Raw genomic sequence first — 24,253 nt, 5'->3', positions numbered from 1 at the left:
CAATCAACTTTGATCATTTTAACAAAAAACGCCTGATCAAATATTTCATTCAATCAGGCGTCAGATATGACATAAAAAGTGAGCTTTACCGATTAATCCGGCAAGGCATAGGCAATCACATAATCACCATGATCTGGAGATTGACGTGCGCCGCCAGCCGAGATCACCACATATTGTTTATCGGTTTTTGCCGAGCGATAAGAAATCGGTGTACCTTGGCTTCCTACCGGTAACCGTGATTTCCATAACTCACGACCATTTGATGAATCAAATGCACGAAGATAGTAATCCTGTGTCGCTGCAAAGAATACCAGTCCGCCTTGTGTTGCCATTGGACCACCAATGGTCGGCATACCAATCGGTACTTTTAATCCCATTTTAATGCCTAATGGTCCAGTATCCTGTACGGTACCCAGCGGAACTTGCCATGCAATCTGACGGGTTTTCATATCAATTGCCGTCATGGTGCCATACGGTGGTTTTTGGCAAGGAATACTCAACTTCGACCAGAAACGATCTTTGTTGACTTTATACGGCGTACCTTTCATCGGTACTGCCCCCATTCCAGTATTGACAGTTTCACCACCACTGGCTTCAAGCGCCAAGTCTTCCGGTGTTTGTTCAATCAATTGAATCCACAATCCCAAACGCATGTCATTGACAAACATATATTGATGGGTTGGATCAAATGCAATACTGCCCCAGTTCATGCCACCCAAAGAACCGGGAAAGCTTAATGAAATATCCTTTCCGGGCGCAGTATATAACCCTTCATAACGCATGGACTTAAAGTTAATCCGACACATCAATTGATCAAACGGTGTTGCGCCCCACATATCCGATTCCGTCAAAGTCTGATTACCAATTTGCGGCATCTCGACTGAACGAGGTTGGGTTGCGCTATATTGCTCACCAACAATATCGGCAGGTTTTACGGCTTGTTCGATCACTTTGGTCAGTGGTTTGCCTGTGACACGATCAAGTACAAAGAACTGACCTGATTTAGTGCCTATCACCACGGCAGGTTTATTGCTGCCATCCTGCATTGGAAAGTCAACCAGACTTGGCTGCATCGGTAAATCAAAATCCCATAGATCATTATGTACGGTTTGATAAACCCATTTCTCTTTTCCGGTGGTCGCATCTAAGGCCAATACAGAGGAATTATATTTATGATCCAGTGGCTGACGATTACCGCCCCATACATCAACAGAAGAGCTTCCCATCGGCAAGAATACGGTATTCATCTGTGGATCATATGACATCGCCGCCCAAGAGTTGGCAGAACTACGTTTGTACGTTTCACCCGGTTTTAATCTATAGTTTGGATCAGGATTACGTGGATCAAATGCCCAGCGCAATTCTCCAGTAATCACATCATAGGCACGAATCACCCCGCCCGGCATATCTGCGGCAAAGTTATCTGCGATACGGCTCCCCACCACAAGTACTGAACCTGCAACTGTGGGTGCAGAAGTCACCTCAAAGCGTGGTGCTTTGGTACCATCACCCAGACCCTGCAATAAATCAACCGTACCATTCACACCAAAATCTGCACAACGTTCGCCTGTATCTGCATTGACTGCAATTAAGCGGCCATCAGGGGTATTGGTATAGACACGGCGTAAACATGCTGTATTGCTGGCAACTGCTTTTACAGGCGTTGCACTGGCAAGTGTCGGCTGAGTCAAAGGCTGAGTTGAATCGAAATAAGCCACGCCACGACAACGCTCCCATGCATCCGCTTTAGAGTTTACTTCGGCTTTCCACAATTGCTTGCCTGTATCGACATCCAGCGCAAAAATATTATTATGCGGTGTACATAAGAACAGTTTATTGCCCACCTGCAATGGTGTCATTTGATCTTCTGCGCCATTCCCACTCCCGGTGGTAAAATCACCCGTACGAAAACGCCAGACTTCTTTAAGATTTTTGACATTATCCCGGTTAATCTGATCCAGTGCAGAAAAACGACTACCGCCCTCATCATTACCATAATGCGCCCAGTTGACCTGCTGTTTTTCAGCATCCACAGGGATTAAAGGGAGGGCCTGACCTGATGCGCTAACCGTCGGATGCGGCTGAAACATCTGATACAAACCGACGAACATGCCGATTATGGTCAATCCGGCCACTGCATAGGCCGGTACAGATAAACTGGTTTGGAATTGATAGCGACGGATTGCCGGTAAAGTCAGCATTAATGCCGCAAAAACACCTGCCGGAAACATTAATCTTGAGAATAATGGCCAAAACTCCCAACCTGCGTCCAATAATGACCAAATCAGGGTTGCCGCAAAGACCAGTGTAAAAATCAAGACGCCAAGTGCTTTCTTTTTAAAGATAAAGAACGCAGACGCCAAAGTAAACAAACCGGCAAGCAGGAAATACCAAGAGCCACCTAGACTCACCAGTTTTCCACCACCGATCACATAAAATGCACCTGTCAATAACAGGGCAAGTCCCAGAATAAAACACCATATTTTAAATAGCATATGGGACTTTGCATGAGTGTCAGACATAGATCTTACTCCAAACGACATGCGCATATTTTATCATTGATATTCGCCAATACCCACTCATGAATACACGTATGTTAACAAGTTCAGCCAAAGCAGCATAACCACTTTGGCTGGTTGATTCCGGCATAACGCGGACCATTTAAATTTTAGTCAAATTCTAAAATTGAATACGCGTTAGAAATTTATACGCATGGTTAAGCCTGCAACCCACGCATCCTTGACCGCTTTGATGCCCGCAGGTTGATAAATATATTGTAGATTAGGACGCAGCATAATCGCCGGAGACCATTGATAGCTGTAGTTCAACTCAACATTTAATTCATCATCTTGTACTGGCACGTAATCTGTTGCAAATGCATCATAATCCACATAACCACGACTGTTATTGGTGGCAATCTGTCGGTCAGTGACACGATCATTCACGACATAATTTGCCAGACCAAAGCCAACCGAATCATTCGGACGACTATCAAATGGCCCTTTATACCAAAATGCCAGTTGTTGTGTACTGGTAACAGCAGTAGTATCTTTATCGTTGATCACCGCATTAAAACTGACATATAAACCACGCTTTGCATCTGCTCCTTGCTGACTAAGTTGTTGCTGAGCATTCAGCCAGACGCTATGTTTACTGTCATGCACCTTACCCGCAACACTGACATCATTGGCTTCTGCACTAGAATACAAGGCACCAAGCTTATATTCTCCAGGCAATCCGTTAAATAGGGCAAGTTTTGGTTTCCAAATCAACTCGACAGGAATTAATGCACCTTCCACATTGTTCATGTCTAGATTAAAACCGTCACTATTCGATGCGGTTTTAATATTGTCGGGGTTCACTTCATAAACCCCCAGACCCACTGTCCATTCCGGTGCAAACTGATACTTTAAGTTAGCGCCCCAAACACTGACCGGCCAGTTATACCAAATTGAACCAATAGATTTGCCTAACTGTCCACCACACAACAATAAGTTCTGAAATTCACAATGTGACGCATTAAAGTCATCGGATAAGCCCATACGACCAATCTTGAACTGTACTGTATTGTCATTAAAACCTTTTTTCACCCATGCCTGAGTTAAACGCCAGATTTCTCCACGACCATAGACTTCTTGTACATTACCCAGTTGACTGGCGCGCGGATCTTTAATACTTTCGTTGGTGAGTGACTTGCCTTCACGCTTGGTGACAATAATATTTGCTGTTGTGTCGTCCCAGCCAGCAATTTTTGCCAAATCAAAATTGGCACCAAATGTGAGTTGCGAGGTTGTTTCAAAACCATTGTTATCTTTATATCCGCCATCCAAACCATAAGCCGACTGATTCATCAGGGCAGCAGTGAATTTATAGCCTTGTTGTTCCAGTTGTGTACGCTCACCATTCCAATCTCCAAAAAGCCATTGGCGATCTTGTGACCAGGGCTGGTTTGCCATGCTCAAAGGTGAAAGCAATACCGAAGCTGTTAATACGCTAAGTGCTGATATGTAATTATTCATGGCAATTCCTTGTCTATTCCCCAAAAATATGCACTTACATTTTAAACTAAGATCAAAAGATAAGTGCTTCTTTCCTAAACCTATTGTATGCGAACCGCTGGACTTAATTCAGAGGTTGCCCCATTTTTATCAGTCACAGTCGCAGTAATTGAACCGGATTTTACCGTCGGATTCCATGTCACCTGACCCTGTCCTGTAGCATTGGTGGACACCAGCACAGTTGCCAGATAAGTTTCAGCTTCATTGGATGCAGCATTGCTATTGGCAAAAAATTCAACCTGATAACGTTGGTTAGGTTGTCCCACCACATCAACACGAATTTGACCTTTAGCACGGGTTAATTTCGGTGGCTGAATGCCTTGATTGGGAATCGCATTACAGTTTTGTTGATTGGCTTGTGTACAGGTTTTTTGTAGATTTTTGGCATCAATCACCACACCACCGCCACGAGAACCGACAAATCCTTCATGTTCTAATGCAGGCACACCAAATACTATTGCGCCCAAACGTTGATTGGCAACACATGATCCACCTGCTTCACAGCGCTTGATGTCTTTCGCGTTATTCCAAATCTGGTTTTTGGTTAAGGTAATGCTGGCATTGGCATCTTTTTCCGAACGAATCGCAATACCGATACGATTGCCATGTATTTTATTGCTGTCAAAAATATTACCATCGCCTGTGATGTTAAAACCCAGTGAATTATTGGTCAGCTCGTTATAGGCGATATAATTGCGTTTGCCCCAGTTGATTTGCAGACCATCGGAATAGTTTTCAAATCTATTGCCGACCACAGCATTATCATTGCCCCAAAGGATTTCAATCCCTTGAGAAGGTTCCGGATTGGTAGAGGTGGAAATAAAATGATTATTGGCCACTAGATTAAAGGCTGCACCACGGGTTAATTCGAGTCCGTCACCATTATCAATAAATAGATTGTCCAATATTTTGTTGTTATTGGTGGTGGTTGCAGTCGGATTACCCTGACCATCATCACCGGTCAACATCACACCGGAACCGCCATAGTTATTGCTAATGCGGTTATGCTGAATTAAGTTATTGCTAGAACGGTTGATCAACACACCAATACAGAAATGATGAATATCCAGTCCTTTGATGGTCACGCCATTAATGTCCTGTAATACCAGACCGGGTAAAGTCATGGTACGAACATTGGTGCCATATTGTTCAGGATTTGCACCTGGACAGGCTTTAGCACCCTCACCTTTAATATAATTTGATCCATCTATGGCAATATATTCACCGGTTTTTTGCCATTGCGTACCAATAATTTTAACCGATGATTTAATCGCAGGTAAGGGAGAGTTCACCTTAATCACATAAGGCGCTTGTCCCACCGCCTGAATCAGAATTTCATTGGCCTCACTGGTGTTTGTATTGGATTGTTCGATAGCCCAGCGTAAAGAACCTTTTTCCGAATCGTCCTGATAACGATCAACAATATAAGTCTTTGCGCTCGTAACACCTGATAGCATTAAACCTAAAGCCAATGCACTAAAACCCGAAGATATCAATTTCATGATTTAAATTCCTTTTTAAATTATGGTGTAGGCTGAACAGTGTTTAAGAACTGCTTCAGTTGTGTCACATCAATTTGACCCGGTGCAGAAGCTTCGCCGATCATACCGAAACTTAGATTGCCACCCATATTGGCTGTAGCAATACGGGAAATGGTGCCCAAACGTCCCATTGACATGGTCAGTAAAGGTTTTTTACTTTGCTCGCTCACCTTTAACGTGGCATTCATCAAGCTAAACACATCTTGTTTGGACTGTGGCATGACCGCAATTTTTAAAATATCAGCCCCCAATTGATCCTGTTTCAATAGACGATTGACAATTTCCTGCTCATCAGGAGTTTGCTTAAAATCATGATTCGACATGATCACCAGCACATTTTTATCATGTGCCAATTTGGTGAGTCGCTCGACACTACCCTGATCACGAAACATTTCAATGTCCAAGAGCTGCATAAACGGTTGTTTCAGATATTCACGATAAATTTTCTCGTATTCCTGATCCGTCACTGTTAATTTGCCGCCTTCATTGTGGGTACGAATCGTGGCGATCAAGGGCTTATGTTTTAGAATCTGATTCAGCTGTTTACCTAATGCGATGACTTTTTTGCTATCGGCAGCAAACGCTAGTAAATCAACCCGAAACTCAGCCAAATCGGCATCTGGATTATCCGCAATCACTTGTGCCTGTGCCAATGCCTGTGCAGCGGTACTCGCTGTAATCGGTACAATGGTTTTCACGGGCAATTCGGCAATATTGATGTTTTTCACCACATAATTGGTTACTTGTGGACGAACCGCCTCCGCAGCATAACTATATGTATATGGCAATGTCATCATCAAGGTACTGCCCAGACAAATCTGTGTCGCTATTTTTTTCAGTATAAACATTACTTTTCCCTGTAGATTGAAATGGCTGCATCCTGCATCAGAATGCAGTTGAAGTCCATTAGATATCAAAAAACACTGTTTCATCTTCACCCTGAATGCGAATATCAAAGCGATAAACAATTTCTCCGTCGTCTTGTTCAATGCGCTTTGCAATCAAAGTCTGACGGCGTGGTACCCATTCAATTCCATTTAAAACTGGGTCTTTGGCATTGGTGTCCGCTTCATCATCAAAATAAACACGGGTATTCAAGCCAATATTGATACCACGAGCAAAAATCACCAACGCAATATGCGGTGCTTGTGTGGTACCGTTACGCCCTGGTACCGCGCCAGGTTTAATGGTATTAAAGTGCCAGAAACCGGTTTGAAAATCCGCACCGGTACGTCCCCAACCCAGAAAATGCGGATCGGCTGGTTTGCCTTGCGTATCCGCCTGACTTGGATAAATGCCATTGGCATCGGCTTGCCAGATTTCAATCAATACATCACGTAAAGGTAAACCCAGTCCATCAAACACTTGTCCTTCCAAACGTATACGTTTGCCTTGGGTTTGTTCCTGTACCAGTTGATTGTTAAAATTATTGTCAAACACTTCGATATTGGCCTGTTTCGGTAACAAGCCAATATGTACATAGGGTCCACCAGTTTGTGAGGCGGTTTCTTTTAATTCCTGAAAATTCCAAGCATTCATACAGATCACTCCCTTAAGTCAAATTATTTTCAAAATAAGTTGCCCGACGACCACGTAGGGTAATATCGAAGCGATAACAACGACTATCCGATTCTATAAAATTACTTTTATCTTCCAGTGCAATCAGGGCACGTCGTTGTTCTTCCGATGGAATGGTTTTAAGGATTGGACACGAATCAATCAGGGTATCGCCCTCAAAGTAAAACTGCGAAATCAAACGCTGCGCCCAGCCATCGGCAATCAGGGAAAAATGAATATGTGCAGGTCGCCATTCATTGATGCGGTTACGCCATGGATAAGGACCCGGTTTGATGGTCCGAAATACATAATAGCCATTGGCATCGGTCAACATACGGCCACAGCCACCAAAGTTTGGATCCATAGCACCAATAAACTGGTCATTGGGATGACGATAACGACCAGAAGCATTGGCCTGCCAGACTTCAAGCAGTGCATTTTTCACAGGACGACCAAATTGATCACGTACATAGCCCTGCACGATGACGCGCTCACCAATCGGCAAGCCATCTTTGGCATAATTCAAAATCAAATCGTTATCTTTTGCACCAAATATATCACCACTAAATTGTGGAGCAGTGACTTCTGTCAACGTTTCTGCAATCGAGATCAAGGCATTTTTGGGCGAGCGTAACACACTGGTTTTATAGCCGGGTGTGTATGCTGGCGGATGATCATCTGTATTGCGCTGTGCATAAGCGCCTAAAATAAGTTGCGACATGTTATCGTCTCCCTTTAATTCCTTTATTCATTAATCCTTGTTGATTTTTTCCGGTGCAATACCAAGCTCGGTAAAGACCTCTTCTGCCATATGCATCGCTGCGTTTGCAGCTGGTAAGCCCGCATACAGTGAACAATGTAAAATCAATTCTTTTAAATCATCTTTGGTCACGCCATTGTTAAAGCAAGCACGTAAATGCATACGCAATTCGTCCTCACGACCCAAGGCCAACAAGATGGCAATGGTCACCAGACTACGGGTATGGCGTGGCAGTCCCGGACGTGACCACACTTCACCCCAGGCAAAACGACTGATAAAATTCTGAAAATCCTGATTAAAATCATTCAGGTTGTCCAGTGAACGGTTGACATGCTTTTCACCCAGAACTTCGGTTCTCACTGCGATACCCTGCTGGTAGCGTTGTTCATCATTCATCACAAAATCCTCCATCAGGTTGCATCGGTATGCGCAACACGAGACTTAATAAAAATAGCAATTGCAGCAGCCGTTGCAGGAATAAACAACATGCTTAGAATCATGGTGAATGACCAATCATTGCCAAGCAGGACTGCACCAATCCATGCCCCAAATACTGCACCGAACCGTCCGATTCCGGACATCCATGCCACGCCTGTTGCACGACACTGCGTTGGATAAAAACGGGCACTCAGTACAGGCATTGACGATTGTGCGCCATTAACCGCAATCCCTGCACACAGGATAAAAAATGCCAGTAAAGTCGGATTGGACAGACTTTGTCCAACGATCACGGCAAAAATACCTGCCATTAAATAAAACCCTGCAATAATCCGATTCGGATTAAAACGGTCCATGGCCCAGCCAATAAACAAGGCACTCAGCACACCACCAAACTGGAATAACCCACCGATAAATGCCGCACGCTCCATGGTCGCACCTGTTTCACGCATCAGCGTCGGTAACCAGCTGGTCAGCAGGTAAATCACCACCAGTCCCATAAAGTAGGTAAACCAGAGCAAAAATGTACCTTTGGCATATTGCTTGGAGAACATGATGGCAAAAACATTTTTCTTGTTGCCTTCGCTCTTCTCTTCCGGTACATGAAACTCGGTAGCGCCCTGAACCTGTGCTGGTGCAATACGTCTTAAAATTTGACCAACCTTATGATTATTCTTTCCTTTGACAATCAGAAAACGATAAGATTCAGGTAAGAAAAAAATCACCAGTAGCATCAGGATCAGTGGCGACCAACCACCCAGCAAGAACAAACTATGCCAACCAAAAGTCGGAATCAGCCAGCTACTGAGAAAACCGCCTATGGCCATACCCAGGTTGTAACCACAGAACATACAGGTCACCAGCAAAGAACGGACACGTTGCGGACAATATTCAGAAAATAATGTGGTGGCATTCGGCATTGCTGCACCCAGCCCGATCCCGGTCAGAAAACGCAGCACCACCAGCGTATTTAAATCCTGTGCATATGCCGAAGCCAAAGTAAAACCACCAAAGATCAACATCGAAATCGACAACACAATCTTGCGACCAAATCGATCGGCCGTTGGACCCGACACCAGTGCACCAACGATCATGCCTCCCAAGGCAGCACTCATCACTGGGCCAAGTTGTGAACGGTCAATGCCCCAGTCTTCAGCCAATGCCGGTGCAATAAAGCCCATGGCTGCGGTGTCAATTCCATCTACAAACACAATCAGGAAACACACGATGGCAATAAACCATTGGTATTTGCTCAGCGGTGCATCATTAATCAATGCCTGTGCGTCTATACTCGTTTTTTGAGTAGCATTATCCTGAGACGCCATATCTGCCTCCTTAGGCTGAAAGTCCTTTTAAGATATTTAAACTATTGAAATCGACTCAATAAATTGTCCAATTGCCTGATTAAATCCTGCCGGTTGTTCAATATTGGATAAATGAGATGCGTCAAGCGTCAATAGCGTACTATCCTCAATATGCTGTTGCATAAACTCGGCATCTGCAACGGTGGTTACCGGATCATATCGACCGGCAATGATCAAGGTGGGCAGATGAATCTGCGCCAGTTGTTCACGTAAATCTGCATTTGCCAAAGCACGACAGGCATTGGCATATCCTTGGGCAGACGTTTGTGCCAGACTTTGAATGGTTTTCAATGCAAGCGCATCATGCTGATAATCAAATTTGTCACTAAACCAGCGGCTATGTGTCGTCGCCACAATATCTGCCAATCCATCACGTTCTACCGCCTCAGCACGGTTATTCCAGCCCTCGGCTGTCCAGATTTTTGCTGCGGAGTTGGCGACAGTAATACTCAAAAATCGTTGCGGATAATCAATAGCCAAAGCCAATGCTGTTATTCCGCCCATTGAAATACCACAGAAATGTGCCTGCTCAATATTTAAAGTATCTAAAATATCAATCACATCGTCTGCCAGATTTTGTAAAGCTGTAGGCGCTATTAGGCTACTTGCACCATGTCCGCGTGTATCATAAGTCACAACTTTATAGCTTTGCTTAAAGGCCTCAACCTGCGCTTGCCACATGTGGTGATCGGTGCCCAGTGAATTGGAAAACACAATGACTGGTGCCTGCTCAGGCCCTTCCACAAAGACGGCCAAGTGTTTCCCTTGGCGATTGGTAATCGTGATTTGACTCACTTTGCCTCTCCTTTGGCTTCTTGCAACACTGCATCAATTTGTGCCTGAATATTGCCCAAATAAGATGCGGGTTCAAATATCTGTTCCAGTTGATCAGCACTAAAATAATGATTGATCTCGCTTATTTCACTGACCACTGCTTTTAAATGACGTTGTTGTGCAACGGCTTGTTGACATGCCGTTTCGACCAGATGATGTGCATTTAAGCGACCTATTTTCGGTGCAAGTGCCATCATCAGTGCTTCTGCCATAATCAAACCATGCGTACATTCAATATTGCGTTGCATGGCATCGGGATGTACCTCAATCCCTTGCAGGACATCAATGGTCCGCTCCAATGCACCGGCACATAGCTTGAAAATTTCCGGAATACTTAACCATTCTGCATGCCATGCACCCAAACTACGTTCATGCTCTTGTACCATGCTTTGATAAACACTAGACATCAATGCAGGGACACGGTTTGCCGCGGCCAAGATCGTAGCGGCTGCAACCGGATTACGTTTATGCGGCATGGTAGAAGACCCACCACGTCCCTTTGCAGTCGGCTCAAAAACTTCGGCAATTTCAGTTTGCATCAGTAATGACCAATCACGTGCCATCTTGCCCAGATTACCGACAATGATGGCCAGTACACCGGCTGTTTCTACTATACGATCCCGTTCACCATGCCAAGTACAATGTGGTGCGGTTAAATCCAATATTGCGGCATAGGCTTCGACAACAGCCGAACCCTGATCCAGTAATGATGCCAGAGAACCGGCTGCCCCACCCAATTGCACAGTCAAAACCCGTGCTTTCATTGCGTGCAGACGATCCAGATCACGTTTAAAGGCAGATGCCCAGCGTGCCAGCTTATATCCAAAAGTGATCGGTAAAGCCTGTTGTAACCAAGTGCGACCGATCATCACCTGATGACGATAGGCTTCTGCCTGCGCTAATGTAATTTGATACGCCTGTTGCAGTTGCGATTCAATATGATTCAAAGCATCACGACACTGCAAAATACAAGCACTGTCTAAAATATCCTGACTGGTGGCACCCCAATGTACATAACGGGATGCATCTTCATCGGTTTTTTTGACAATGGCAGTCAATTGCTTGACAAAAGGAATGGCGATATTACCCGCCAGTGCAGTGGCAGTTGCCAAGGCGTCCAGATCAATTTGATCCAGTGCCTGTTCAGCCACTTGTGCAATGACATCTGCCGCAGATTGTGGAATCACACCGACCTGTGCCTGTGTTTTTGCCAATGCAACCTCGGCTTGAATCATATAAGACAGCAATGCACGATCACTAAAAATTTCGGTGACGTCCGCTTGATAAAATAGGCTGGCATATAACTGGCTCATATCAGGATTCCTTTACTCAACTTACTCACCGACCCGCTCAATGATCAATGCAATACCTTGACCAACACCAATACACATCGAACACAAACCATATTTTCCACCCGTCTGTTCCAACTGGTTTAAAGCAGTAATCACCAGTCTGGCACCCGAAGCACCCAATGGATGACCCAATGCAATCGCACCGCCATTGGGATTGATACGTGTATCTTCATCTGCCAAGCCTAAATCACGGGTCACTGCCAAGGACTGTGCTGCAAAGGCTTCATTCAGTTCAATCACATCCATCTGATCCAAGGTTAGATTAGCCTGTTTTAGTAACTTTTTGATTGCAGGCGCTGGCGCAAATCCCATAATCCGTGGTTCTACACCCACTGTTGTTGCTGCAATAATTCTGGCACGTGGTGTTAATTTATAATCTTGCACCGCCTGATCAGACGCAATCAATACTGCTGCTGCACCATCATTAATCCCGGATGCATTGCCCGCAGTCACTGTACCATCGGCTTTGACCACACCTTTAAGTTTACTTAAACCTTCAAGCGTGGTTGAAGCACGTGGATGCTCATCGCTATCAATCACGATGGCATCGCCTTTACGCTGTGGAATGGTGACCGGGATAATTTCTTGCTTAAAATAACCTTTGGCTTGTGCTGCCGCCGTGCGTTGTTGGCTGTTTAAAGCAAACTGGTCCTGATCGGCACGATTAATCTGAAATTGCTCTGCTACATTCTCAGCAGTTTGTGGCATGCTATCCACACCATACAATTCTTTTAGTTTTGGATTGATAAAACGCCAGCCCATGGTGGTGTCTTCAATCTTTTGGCTACGTCCATAAGCACTGTCCGATTTGCCCATCACATAAGGTGCACGGCTCATACTTTCTACACCACCAGCAATCATTAAATCTGCCTCACCTGCCTTGATGGCACGGGCAGCAATCGCGATGGCATCCAGTGATGATCCACATAAACGATTAATGGTGGTTGCCGGCACCTGATACGGTAAACCTGCCAGTAAAGCCGACATGCGTCCAACATTACGATTGTCTTCACCGGCCTGATTAGCACAACCATAAATCACATCATCCACCTGTTGCCAATCGACTTGTGGATTACGCGCAATCAATGCCTGAATTGGAATGGCACCCAGATCATCAGCACGTACTGGCGCAAGTCCACCGGCATAACGACCAAATGGGGTACGGATGGCATCGATAATGTAGGCATTTTTTAATATAGACATGCTGTTTTCCTTAACCTTGTGTCGTATTAAGCTGTGTAGCATCAATCAGCGTCGCACCAGTCAATGACTGTAATTCGTCAAAGCTTAATCCTTCAACTTTTTCAATCACTTTTAAGCCGTCTGCTGTCACATCAATCACACATAGATCGGTATAGATACGATCCACGCATTTTAGACCTGTTGCAGGATAGCTGAGCTCCTTGACAATTTTGGCTTCACCTTTTTTGGTGACATGATCGGTGGTGATAAACACTTTCTTGGCACCGACTGCCAGATCCATGGCACCACCGACCGCAGGAATAGCGTCAGGTGCACCGGTATGCCAGTTGGCCAGATCACCATTTTCAGCAATCTGGAATGCACCCAGTACTGCAATATCCAAATGTCCACCGCGCATCATGGCAAAGGAATCTCCATGATGAAAAAAACAACCACCTTGCAACATGGTGACAAATTCTTTGCCGGCATTGATCAGTTCCGGATCTTCCTCACCTTTGGCAGGTGGTGGGCCAAAAGCCAGCAAACCATTTTCGGAATGCAAAAACACATCTTTATCGGACGGTAAATAACTGGCAATTTTGGTGGGTAAACCAATACCGAGATTGACATAAGCGCCATCGGGAATATCTTGTGCTACACGCTGCGCAATCTGGTCACGGCTTAATTTTTGATAGCTCATTTTATTCTCCTTGACCTTGTGATGTACCTACAGCCAGCACATGCTGGACAAAAATACCCGGGGTAATAATATGTTCCGGATCAAGTTCTCCCAGTTGTACCACTTCTGAGACCTGAGCAATGGTGACATCGGCAGCCATGGCCATGATCGGACCAAAATTACGTGCCGATTTACGATACACCAGATTGCCCCAACGATCACCCTGCTGCGCTTTGATCAGGGCAAAATCAGCTTTAATCGGATATTCCAGTACATAATCTTTACCATCAATATGACGGGTTTCCTTGCCTTCTGCCAATAATGTACCAAAACCGGTTGGGGTAAATACTGCACCCAATCCCATACCGGCAGCCTGAATACGGCAGGCCAGATTGCCTTGCGGTACTAACTCAAGTTCGATTTTGCCGGCATGATAGAGTTCATCAAACACCCAAGAATCGGATTGACGTGGAAAAGAACAAATGATTTTACGGACTGCACCGGTTTTTAACAGTTTGGCTAGACCATAGTCGCCATTACCGGCATTATTATTAACGATCACCAGATCCTTGATACCAAGCTCAATTAAACCATCAATCAGCTCGGCGGGTTGTCCTGCTGTACCAAAGCCACCTATCATGATGGTTGATCCATCTTTTATCTGGGACAATACTTCCGAAAGAGAAGCTTGGCTTTTATCAATCATGGGGTGACTCCATTACACAACAAAAAATTTGTTTGGAATGCAAATACAAATTGAGTGATCAGTACTATGCAAAGAGTAAACTTTTTAATCTCTAATCCTGAGTATTTTACTTAACATTCCGTTATGCTCATTTTTTATAATTTTGTTCTGAAATGCTAGTCACTACACCATTTTTTGTTCGATAATCGTCAATTAAGACTAATCATCGAACATTATGTCATAATTTTAACGTATATTAATAAGGTGACTTAGGACGAGCAAGCTAAGGATATATACATGACTACGGAAAAACTGATCTTCAATCATGAGAATAAAAAAACCATTCGCCACGAAGATTTTATTGCAGGCATCAGTAAAGGAATGGCCATTTTAGACAGCTTTGGTACAGATCGACATCGCTTGAATATTTCCATGGCGGCTGAAAAAACCGGGATGACCCGGGCAGCGGCAAGACGCCATTTGCTCACATTGGAATATCTGGGTTATTTAGAATCTGATGGTCATTATTTTTATTTAACCCCCAAAGTCTTAAAATTTTCCGGTGCCTATCTTGGTGCCGCACAATTACCAAAAATCTCACAACCCTTGTTAAATCTGCTCACCAATCAAACATCACAGATTTTTTCGGTGATGGTGCTAGAAGGTTATGAAGCAATCACCATCGCACGAAGTGCCGCCCATCAACAAACAGATCGGGTCAATCCTTATGGTTTACATCTGGGCAATCGTTTGCCTGCGCATGCTACCTCGGCAGGTAAAATTTTATTGGCACATTTATCAGAACAGGAAATTCTGGAATGGCTGGAAAAATATCCGCTTCAACGTCTAACCAAATATACACATACCGATAATAATCAATTTCTAGCACTCTTACAGGACATTCGAGAACAGGATTGGTGCTATTCCTGTGAGGAACATGAACTTGGTGTACACGCTTTGGCGGTACCCGTTTATAACAGTTTTGGCAAAGTCGTGGCAGCGCTGAATATTGTATCGCCCAGTATGCGTACTACACAGGATTATCTCATTAAAAATATTCTGCCACTATTACAAGATACGGCAAGAGAGTTACGAAACTTCTTATAACAGTCAAGAATCTGATTTTAGAAAAAAATACGGTCCATTAAAATTCATCCAACCTTATCGGGAACTTTTAGCCACAGCCACACCTGTACCAACACCATACAACCAATGGTGATCCCAACAAACCATGGATGCGGTACTTTCCAGATCATGATCCCTGCTGCAATACTCATACTGATCAGGGAAATATATTTGGCTTTTTTTGGAATACTGCGATGTTCATGCCACTGCTGCAAGATCGGTCCAATAAAACGATTGTGATAAATCCAGAAATGTAAACGCTGTGAGCCTTTTGCAGCAAAAATCCCGGCCAGTATATAAAAATCAATGGTCGGTAAGCCCGGCACGACAATCCCTATCGTACCAATGATGATACAAGCCCAAGCCAAGATGATACATAACCAGCGAATGATCGCTGATTTTGCCAGTTTTGGTTGTTTTCCAATTTTTTGATCTGGCTTGGCTGGTTGCATCGGCATCATGATCCTTATTTACTTCAATTGATCCAGATTTTCCAGTAAAACACCAAAACGGGAAAAACCGTCCAAAGCGCCTTGAATCACTTTGTCCTGATCTTCCTTGCTAAAATTTGCATCATCTAAAGCCTGTTTAAATCGTTTCCAGACTCGCATGCGACCTTCAGGATAGGCTGCCAGATTTCTTGCACCAAATTCTGCCGATAGGCCCAGTTTGGCTTGTGCTTCTTTAAATAAAAAGGCTGCCCCCAATGTTGAACCTTCTGAGACATAGATCCAGCCCAAGGCTTCTGGATAACCTACATTTAAAGTGGCAATTTCTTCACTGTGCGGTTCAATATCTAAATCCTGCAAATCCAGTAACGCAGCTTGTGAACGTCCCCGCACCTCTAAATCCGGTATGATTTTTTCTACCTCTACATGACGATATAGATTTTCCACGTCCTGCTGGAAGTAATATTGCGCCAGTGTATGCTGTGCATAATTGGTTTTGTTGGCAAAAACCTGTGCTTTTTCCATTAACTGTTCCATGCGCTCATGTTCATGGCTGGTTTCGGTTTTTAAACGTGTTGATAATAAATTTTGCTGTTCGGATTGAACGATATTCATAATATTTCCTTGCAAACGGGCTGGAATTTAACAATTGCACAACACTTCCATGATTAGAAATACTGTGCTAAATAGTAAATTTAAATTTGTATCAAATCAGAAACGATATTCCAGCCCGGCCTGAAAGGTGCGACCACGACCTAGGGTATAAGATAAAGTATCACCAAAAGCAACTACATAAGCACGATTCGTCAGATTCTCCACCGATCCGCTGAGCTTTAACTTTTGGTTAATCTGATAACTGGCATAAATATCAAATAAAGTGTATTTCGGCCAATCAGCGACATAAAATGATCCTACAGCACCACTACTTGCAACTACAGAATGATCCTGTTGACCTTTGTTATACCGAATAACCGTGCCAAAATCTAAACGATGATCAAATAAGCGTCCACCTAAAGTTAATGAACCTCTATCCCCAGGGAGATAATTAAGATTACTAAATGTACCGCTTGTTATTCCAGAATCACTATTACTACATGCCAAGGTATTTTGTTCATATTCAACTGGATACCAATTATAAGCTTCTCCACCAAATTGAATTTTATTCCCTAACCATGCTGCTTTGGAACAAAAATCATTTTTCCCTAACATTCTTGTATAAGTCAGATTCGCATAGAAAATATCTGCATCATAGCTAAATTGGTATTCAATCCCTCTAAATTGTGTTTTTAATAGATTATTAACATATGCAGCATATCCGGAACTGGCAAGAACGCCATATCCAGGTAGAATCCTATTGGTTGCCAGTGAAATGTAGTTATCAACACTAGTATCGAAATAAGCAATTTTTGTATTAAATCGATCGTTTTTAAAAAATAAATTTTGCTTATTTATATTTAATCCAGTTTCCCATGATTCCGATCTTTCTTCTTCTGCATAAGGATTGGGATATACTGTAGCAGAACTGTGTGCACTACCCGAGACCAGTGTTTCAGTAATTGCAGGTGGACGATAAGCTTTGCCATAATTAGCAAAAAATTCCAGCCATTCGAGCCCTGGTTTAATTCCCACTGCAAAATTCGGTGATAATTTGCTTCCTTCGCGATCAACATTCCAACTCATCGTATCCTGATATGTACATGAAGAAGCCCTTCTTTCTGTGCAAACATCATAGATATACCATATTCCATCTATACTAGTATTCCCTTTTAATTGATAGCGATCATAACGCAAACCACCTTCTACTCTCAACCAGTCTTCATAATTGTAGGCAAGGTTCCCAAAAATACTTCCCATCCAGCGATTACCTTTGGGAGTGACTCCTTCCATGGTGGCTTTGGTTGACTGGCTGTCATTTTTATCATAAAAAAAATCTAGCCCATAATTAACCTGTAGCATGTGTTTATCCAGCAAAGGAAATCGTGAAGTATTTTCCAGTTGTAATCCATAGGTTTTCAATTGGGTTTCTGTCCAGTAACTATTATCTGTTAGACTACTGGTACTATAAGTATTCGTGTTATCTTCGGTATCCACATGATATATTTTGGCTCTTAAATCCAGCCAATCCTGACCGACTGGCTTTAAGCTATAATCCAGTGCAAAGTTTTTAGCACTTACCTCACTAAACCCTGTATTTTTCCAGCCCAAGGTATAATAACCACGAGTATTGTTCGGATCATCATAAATTGCGGTGATCATTCCCGCATTTGGTGTATCGGTATCAGTCTGCAAATAGCTAAATTGTAAACGCTGACTTTCATCAATATTCCAGCCGATCTTAAATAAAGTGGACTTCATTTCATAATTTGAATACAAAACTTTCTGATTCTTCAAAGCTTCCTGCATTGCTGTTGTGGTAACTCCTGCATTGTAAGGGTCACTAACAGATGTTCGAATATCACCAATATTACCTTTTTTCCCCGGATCGTAATCACCTAACTTTCGCGCACTAACACCTAGCAATACATCAATATCCTGATAACGACCTGCAACAATTGCACTGCCGATAAAATTAGTTGCGTTATTACCTGTACTTGCATGTAATTTTCCGCCCATATTTTTACCATCAGATAAAAACTCATCAGCATTGACCGTACTAAACGTGGCAATACCACCTAAAGTACCTGCACTTCCCAAACTATTGGTAGCACCCTTTTCAATTTTTACGTTAGACAATAATTCCGAATCGATATACATTTGACCGTCACGTGCACCATGACTGGTTTTTTGGAAGTTTTGACGCATCCCATCAATATTCATATTTACCCGACCAAAATCTTGTATACCCCGAATATTGATCGATAAAGCAGGATCTTGCTGGCTCACACTGGAGTAGACTCCTGCCGATTGTTCCAACATATCAGCAGCATGACGTGTTGGTCGATTATCCATCTGTTCACGACTAATCACACTAATAGAATGTGGTTGATCATAAATACTATCTTGTTCGGCTTTGACATTAATAATTGGCAATTGTACTGGATCGTAACTTTCAGATATTTGATAACTAGCAATTATTTTATTGTCAGATTGTGTAATCGCAAATGAACCAGACAAAATAGTATAAACATTGCCATTTTTTTGTACGGTTAAATCCGTACCCTGTAATAATTGCTGTAAGGCCTGATCAACCGTATATTTTCCCTGTAATGCCGATGCATTTTTATTCTGCAATACATCACTGACATAGACAATATGCACATTACCCTGCTGTGCAATTCGTTCTACAGATGCCTGTAACGATTGTGTAGGCAAATTTACTTCAAGTGCAATATCCTGTGCATACAAACTCCCCGAATAAAGTGCTGTCACCACAACCAGACTCATTGTGTTTAATTGCCACAATTTGATCATGTTTTGATATTTTTGCTTCATACCCAATCCCACAAATGAAAAAATAACTGTTCATTTGCTTAAACGATTTAGATACGCATTATGTACACCCTTATCATTAAAAATTTTTATTTATTTTCTCTTGATGTGATTTGCCATGTACCCGATGGCAACTGTTGCACCTGTACAGGCGCAAAATCTGGCAATAATTGAATAAATTGTTGATATTGCGCTGTCTCAAAACTTCCCGATATTTTAAGCTGTTCAATCTTTTTCTGACTAAATACAACCTTAAATGTGGAATAACGCTGGAATTCCTGCATCACATCGGCCAAAGTCATATTATCAAATTTAAGTTGTCCCTTATGCCATGCCGTCTGTGCCTGTGCATTCACTGTTTTGAGCTGACCAAGTTGTGTAGCATGATTTTCAATACTCTGGTTGTGTTCTAGATCAACAAAATGTTTTGGTTCTGCCAACGTACTTACACGCACTTTACCTTGCAATACAGTGACCACAGCATGCTGCTCCGAATAACGCCGCACATTAAATACTGTACCAATATCACGAATAGACAATTGTCCTGCCTGAACAGTGAACGGACGTTCAAATATACGCCAGCGATCTGGCAAGTGCCCCACATGGAATGTTGCTTCACCCTGTTGTAATTGTATTTCACGGGAATGCAAACGCATTTTGACCACGACTTTTGATTGTGTATTCAGCTGAATCTGGCTGCCATCAGAGAGATCAATCGTTTGATTTTCAGCTAATGCTGTTGACCATTGTTCTGTCTGATAAGCCGGATTTAACCACAATAAAAATGAAGATGATGCCACGAGTACAAGTGCAGAAGTCCCCAGTTTTTTCCGTAACTTGCGCTGTCTGGCACGCAAGATAATTTGTTCTTTACTTGGCAAATTAGCAACGAGTGCCTGTTCAAATGGCTCTAAGGCATCATCTATATCACGACCAGTATAGGATACCAATCTGGATTTGGAAGAGTTTGGCTGTGTTTTTGACATGGCGGGCTACAATTTGTTAATACGCATCATCTGCTGGAAAAAGTAATGGAATAAAGTATGAATAGGCACGATTCAAGTGTTTGATGACCATACTTCTGGACAAATCAAGTGCCACAGTGATTTCTTCCTGCGTCAAATGATGTACATGGGCAAGGATGAATACATCCTGACACGCTGAGGGTAATTCATCTATTTTTTCAAGTATTTTTTGTTCAAATTGTTCTCTGGCAACAGCCAATTCTGTGGAAGTCCATCCTTCCAGATCTGAGGAAAATACACCATCAATTTTTTCACTATCAAATTCAATATAATCATTAAACACTTGTTGTTTACGACAATGATCAATCGCCAGATTCAAAGATACCCGCTTAAGTAATGCCAACGTCATTGTTTTATTTTCAAAATATTCTGATTTTCTAATCACCTGAAGATATGCTTCTTGTAACATTTCCAGTGCAAACTGCCGATTACCCAAACGGGTATTCAGGTAATTTAGTAATTCATCATGATGACTGACAAAAAACTCGATAAGCTGGTTTGACCCCTGTTTCATATCGACCTGCAAAATTGAAAATGATAACTATTCTCTATTAAAGTGTAATCTATCGGAAGTCTTTTGCCAAGATTAGCTGTAAAAATTATATTAAAAATTGCTATTTCATTTTATATAAAAAAGCCCACAAACCGAAATTTGTGGGCTTTTATAATCTTTAATAAACGAAATTATCGCACTACAGCAATTTTTGCAGCTTCGGCAAAGTTTAATAAAGGTTCTGGATAAACACCGAGTACCAATACCAGTAATGCTGCAAGTAAGACCATTACTCCACCCGCAGTTTTACCCCAGTTACCTTGTGCATCAATACGTGGTACATCAGGTGCTGTCATATACATCACCACCATCACACGCAGGTAATAGTACAAACCGATACCACTACCAACAATAATCATTGCAGCCAGGAACCAGTTGGTTGCAGCAACCGCAGCCAATACCACTACAAATTTTGCGATAAAGCCGGCAGTTAATGGAATCCCTGCAAGCGATAACATCATCACGGTCAAAGTTGCCGTCAAAATTGGACGACGCCAGAATAGACCGCGATAATCTGCCAGACTTTCTGCCTCGTCCAGATTATTATACGGACTAGACATCAAGGACACCGCACCAAAGGCACCAATCGTTGTCAAAACATAGGTCGCAATATACACAGTAATGGTACTGACACTGGATACATCGGTACTGACCAATGCCACCAGTAAATAACCAAAGTGGGCAATCGATGAATACGCCAGAATACGCTTGATATTGACCTGTGTGACTGCAAGCAAGTTACCAGCAACGATAGAGAGTACTGCAATTACTGTTAATACAGTGACCATGCCATCGAGTACCAACGTACCGGAAGTCAGGATATAGCGTAACAATAGACCAAGCATGGCAACTTTTGACACGGTGGCAAGGAAAGTTGCCATCGGTGTTGGCGCACCTTGATAAACATCAGGCGTCCATTTATGAAAAGGTGCCAGTGACAATTTGAATGCACAGGCAAATAACACCAGTGCTAATCCCATCACTACGAGTGGTTCATGTACGACTTCGATAATTTTTAGGGCAGAACCGGTAAAGGACATTTCGCCTGTATAGGCATATACATAGGCAAAACCCATTAACAACATGGCAGATGCAGTCGCAGACAGCACCAGATATTTAATCCCTGATTCCAGTGATTTACCACGCTGATAAGTATAGGCCAACATGCCATAGACCGGAATAGACATCAATTCCAGACTGATAAAGAACGAGGCGTAATGGGTACTAGACACCATTAACATTGCACCCGCCACAGAACTCAATAATAGAATATAAAGTTCTTCTTTATTGTCTTTATAGCTGTCGATGTAGGCATGTGAAAGTGTACAGCATGCCAGAGCTGCCACCAGAATCATCAGCATATAAATGTGTGCAAACGCATCTACAGTAAACAAGCCCATGACATTCGCTGGTGCTACACCAAGCCATAAATCACGCAGGATTACAAATGCAGAAAGGTTTAAACCAATCACACTCACTGTTGCAACAAGGGTATGGTTGCGTTTGAGCGCAACCAAAAGCATAACGATGATCGCTGTCACTGCCACGATCATCACAGGCGCTAATGGCAATAGCTCCGAAAATGAAATTGTGAAGTTCATGGCTTATTGGATCTCCGTAGGGTTAAGGTGAGCAATAGGCTCAGCCACAGTACCAATATGAGTACCAGCCTGCGGCAAATAGCTATTTACGATCCATTCCATGCTTGAATTTGATACATCAAGTATGGTTTGCGGATACAGACCTAACCATACCAAGCCCACCACAGCAACCATCAGAATGCCGATTTCACGAGCAGACAAATCTTTCAATGGTTGGGTGTAATGCTGGGCTTGTTCTGCATTCGGTTCACCAAATAAAGCACGATGAATCAGAATTAAACCATATAAACCAGCAAAAACCAGACTGACCGCAGCGATAATGGTAAATACAGGATAGATACTGAATGCACCCATCAAAATCAGGAATTCACCAATAAAGTTACCTAGACCCGGAATACCCACAAGGGCTGCCACAAAGAACATCAGGAAGAATGGTAAATAACGGAACTGACCACGCATACCACCCATCAAACGCATATCACGGGTATGTAAACGCTCATAAATCTGACCACACATAATGAACAATGCCGCAGAAGACAGGCCATGTGCCAGCATCATCACCATCAGACCCTGATAACTCAGGATATTACCGGCATAGATAGCCAATAATACAAAGCCCATATGTGAAATAGAGGTATAAGCCAGCAAACGTTTCATATCGGTTTGTTGATATGCACACCATGCACCGTAGAAAATACCAATCAAACCAAGGATAATGGCGATATTGGCAAATTCAGCCGAAGCTTCTGGGAACAAAGGAATGGTAAAACGAATCAAACCATAGGCCGCAGTCTTGATCAGAATCCCTGCCAAGTCAACAGAACCGGCAGTCGGTGCCTGTGCATGTGCATCCGGCAACCAGCCATGTAACGGGAATACTGGAAGTTTCACCGCAAAACCGATGAAGAAGCACAGCATTAACGCATAATCCAGACCATGCGGAATTTGTGTTCCCAGCAAATCCATATAGTCAAAGGTAATACGTGCAGTTTCAGGGGTTAGCTGTAATTGCTGAGTATAGTTGATCAATACCAGTGCCAGAATACCGACCAGCATGATCAAACCGGCAACCTGAGTATAGATAAAGAACTTGGTTGCAGCATAGACACGGGAACGACCATTCGACCCCTTGTGACCCCATAGCGCAATCAAAAAGTAAATCGGTACCAGCATCATCTCCCAGAAGAAGAAGAACAGGAACATATCAATTGCGAGGAAGACCCCAATAACGCCGCCCAAACTCCATAACAGGTTCAGGAAGAAGAAACCTTCATTCTTTTGAATTTCAGACCACGAACAACCCACTGCCATGACACCTAGTAAGGCAGTCAGGGCAACCATCAGCATGGATAAACCATCGGCAGCCAAATGAATGCTAATACCGAAAGTTGGAATCCATTGCACCTGAAACTGTGCAGCCCATTCCGGTACAGCACCTTGTGGCACAAATTGATAGGTCCCGGTTTGCCACAATGCCAGTGACAAACCAAGGGTAATCAGCATACCAATCAGTGCAATCCATTTTGGCAGTGTTGAGCTGGTTTTATCTGCAATCCAGCATAAAAACCCTGCAATAAATGGAACAAGAATCAGTGCGGGAAGAAGTAAATTGTTATCCATC

The 24,253-nt window shown here is 43.0% G+C and carries 21 protein-coding genes; 1 reads left to right on the top strand and 20 read right to left on the bottom strand.

Annotated features, from left to right (window positions below):
• Positions 1-92: 92 nt before the first annotated feature.
• From CRO21_RS09490 to CRO21_RS09430, 13 genes are all read right to left on the bottom strand, one after another.
• Positions 93-2,522, bottom strand: coding sequence for a glucose/quinate/shikimate family membrane-bound PQQ-dependent dehydrogenase (locus CRO21_RS09490; protein WP_097079074.1), 2,430 nt, complete (start codon positions 2,520-2,522; stop codon positions 93-95).
• 174 nt (positions 2,523-2,696) lie between these two features.
• Positions 2,697-4,019, bottom strand: a complete 1,323-nt coding sequence (locus tag CRO21_RS09485; RefSeq protein WP_097079073.1) for a carbohydrate porin — start codon at positions 4,017-4,019, stop codon at positions 2,697-2,699.
• Positions 4,020-4,099: 80 nt separating this feature from the next.
• Entirely contained in the window at positions 4,100-5,560 is a 1,461-nt protein-coding gene (locus tag CRO21_RS09480) for a NosD domain-containing protein (RefSeq protein WP_097079072.1), read from the bottom strand.
• 20 nt (positions 5,561-5,580) lie between these two features.
• Positions 5,581-6,447 (bottom strand): type I 3-dehydroquinate dehydratase, encoded by an 867-nt coding sequence (gene aroD / locus CRO21_RS09475; RefSeq protein WP_097079223.1) that lies wholly within the window; start codon positions 6,445-6,447, stop codon positions 5,581-5,583.
• A 58-nt stretch (positions 6,448-6,505) separates the two neighbouring features.
• Positions 6,506-7,138, bottom strand: a complete 633-nt coding sequence (gene pcaG / locus CRO21_RS09470) for a protocatechuate 3,4-dioxygenase subunit alpha (RefSeq protein WP_097079071.1) — start codon at positions 7,136-7,138, stop codon at positions 6,506-6,508.
• A 13-nt stretch (positions 7,139-7,151) separates the two neighbouring features.
• Positions 7,152-7,877 carry a protocatechuate 3,4-dioxygenase subunit beta gene (gene pcaH / locus CRO21_RS09465; RefSeq protein WP_097079070.1) on the bottom strand — a complete coding sequence of 242 codons (726 nt, stop codon included), beginning with the start codon at positions 7,875-7,877 and terminating at the stop codon, positions 7,152-7,154.
• Between the two features lie 30 nt (positions 7,878-7,907).
• On the bottom strand, positions 7,908-8,312 hold the full coding sequence (gene pcaC / locus CRO21_RS09460; RefSeq protein ID WP_097079069.1) for a 4-carboxymuconolactone decarboxylase: 405 nt from the start codon (positions 8,310-8,312) through the stop codon (positions 7,908-7,910).
• Between the two features lie 14 nt (positions 8,313-8,326).
• Entirely contained in the window at positions 8,327-9,679 is a 1,353-nt protein-coding gene (locus CRO21_RS09455; protein WP_097079068.1) for an MFS transporter, read from the bottom strand.
• A gap of 36 nt (positions 9,680-9,715) precedes the next feature.
• A complete protein-coding gene (gene pcaD, locus CRO21_RS09450; RefSeq protein WP_097079067.1) occupies positions 9,716-10,513 on the bottom strand; it encodes a 3-oxoadipate enol-lactonase in 798 nt (265 codons plus the stop codon).
• Positions 10,510-11,865, bottom strand: a complete 1,356-nt coding sequence (gene pcaB, locus CRO21_RS09445; RefSeq protein ID WP_097079066.1) for a 3-carboxy-cis,cis-muconate cycloisomerase — start codon at positions 11,863-11,865, stop codon at positions 10,510-10,512. Before pcaB ends, pcaD begins: the two co-directional genes overlap by 4 nt.
• A 21-nt stretch (positions 11,866-11,886) precedes the next feature.
• Complete coding sequence (gene pcaF / locus CRO21_RS09440) at positions 11,887-13,107, bottom strand: 3-oxoadipyl-CoA thiolase (RefSeq protein WP_097079065.1); 1,221 nt, start codon at positions 13,105-13,107, stop codon at positions 11,887-11,889.
• A 10-nt stretch (positions 13,108-13,117) separates the two neighbouring features.
• Positions 13,118-13,786: a 3-oxoacid CoA-transferase subunit B gene (locus tag CRO21_RS09435; RefSeq protein ID WP_097079064.1), complete on the bottom strand. Its 669-nt coding sequence runs from the start codon at positions 13,784-13,786 to the stop codon at positions 13,118-13,120.
• A gap of 1 nt (position 13,787) precedes the next feature.
• The gene (locus tag CRO21_RS09430; RefSeq protein WP_097079063.1) at positions 13,788-14,471 is read right to left on the bottom strand and encodes a 3-oxoacid CoA-transferase subunit A; all 684 of its coding nucleotides are present in this window, start codon (positions 14,469-14,471) and stop codon (positions 13,788-13,790) included.
• Positions 14,472-14,747: 276 nt separating this feature from the next.
• Here CRO21_RS09430 and pcaU point away from each other — a divergent pair, with 276 nt between their 5' ends.
• On the top strand, positions 14,748-15,557 hold the full coding sequence (gene pcaU / locus CRO21_RS09425; protein ID WP_097079062.1) for an IclR family transcriptional regulator PcaU: 810 nt from the start codon (positions 14,748-14,750) through the stop codon (positions 15,555-15,557).
• Positions 15,558-15,601: 44 nt separating this feature from the next.
• On the opposite strand, the gene CRO21_RS09420 is transcribed toward pcaU, so the two are convergent.
• From CRO21_RS09420 to nuoM, 7 genes are all read right to left on the bottom strand, one after another.
• Complete coding sequence (locus tag CRO21_RS09420) at positions 15,602-16,036, bottom strand: YbaN family protein (protein WP_097079061.1); 435 nt, start codon at positions 16,034-16,036, stop codon at positions 15,602-15,604.
• Positions 16,037-16,045: 9 nt separating this feature from the next.
• A complete protein-coding gene (locus CRO21_RS09415) occupies positions 16,046-16,639 on the bottom strand; it encodes a biliverdin-producing heme oxygenase (protein WP_097079060.1) in 594 nt (197 codons plus the stop codon).
• A 96-nt stretch (positions 16,640-16,735) separates the two neighbouring features.
• Positions 16,736-19,456, bottom strand: a complete 2,721-nt coding sequence (locus CRO21_RS09410) for a TonB-dependent receptor (protein ID WP_097079059.1) — start codon at positions 19,454-19,456, stop codon at positions 16,736-16,738.
• Positions 19,457-19,542: 86 nt separating this feature from the next.
• Positions 19,543-20,439, bottom strand: a complete 897-nt coding sequence (locus tag CRO21_RS09405; RefSeq protein ID WP_097079058.1) for a FecR family protein — start codon at positions 20,437-20,439, stop codon at positions 19,543-19,545.
• 16 nt (positions 20,440-20,455) lie between these two features.
• Positions 20,456-20,992, bottom strand: coding sequence for an RNA polymerase sigma factor (locus CRO21_RS09400; RefSeq protein WP_097079057.1), 537 nt, complete (start codon positions 20,990-20,992; stop codon positions 20,456-20,458).
• A 170-nt stretch (positions 20,993-21,162) separates the two neighbouring features.
• Positions 21,163-22,632, bottom strand: a complete 1,470-nt coding sequence (gene nuoN / locus CRO21_RS09395; RefSeq protein WP_097079056.1) for an NADH-quinone oxidoreductase subunit NuoN — start codon at positions 22,630-22,632, stop codon at positions 21,163-21,165.
• A gap of 3 nt (positions 22,633-22,635) precedes the next feature.
• Positions 22,636-24,252, bottom strand: coding sequence for an NADH-quinone oxidoreductase subunit M (nuoM, locus tag CRO21_RS09390; protein ID WP_097079055.1), 1,617 nt, complete (start codon positions 24,250-24,252; stop codon positions 22,636-22,638).
• Position 24,253 lies beyond the last annotated feature (1 nt).

It is taken from the genome of Acinetobacter puyangensis, assembly GCF_900096995.1.
In the GTDB taxonomy this organism is placed as follows: domain Bacteria; phylum Pseudomonadota; class Gammaproteobacteria; order Pseudomonadales; family Moraxellaceae; genus Acinetobacter; species Acinetobacter puyangensis.
This window is presented reverse-complemented; position numbering and strand designations above follow the sequence as displayed.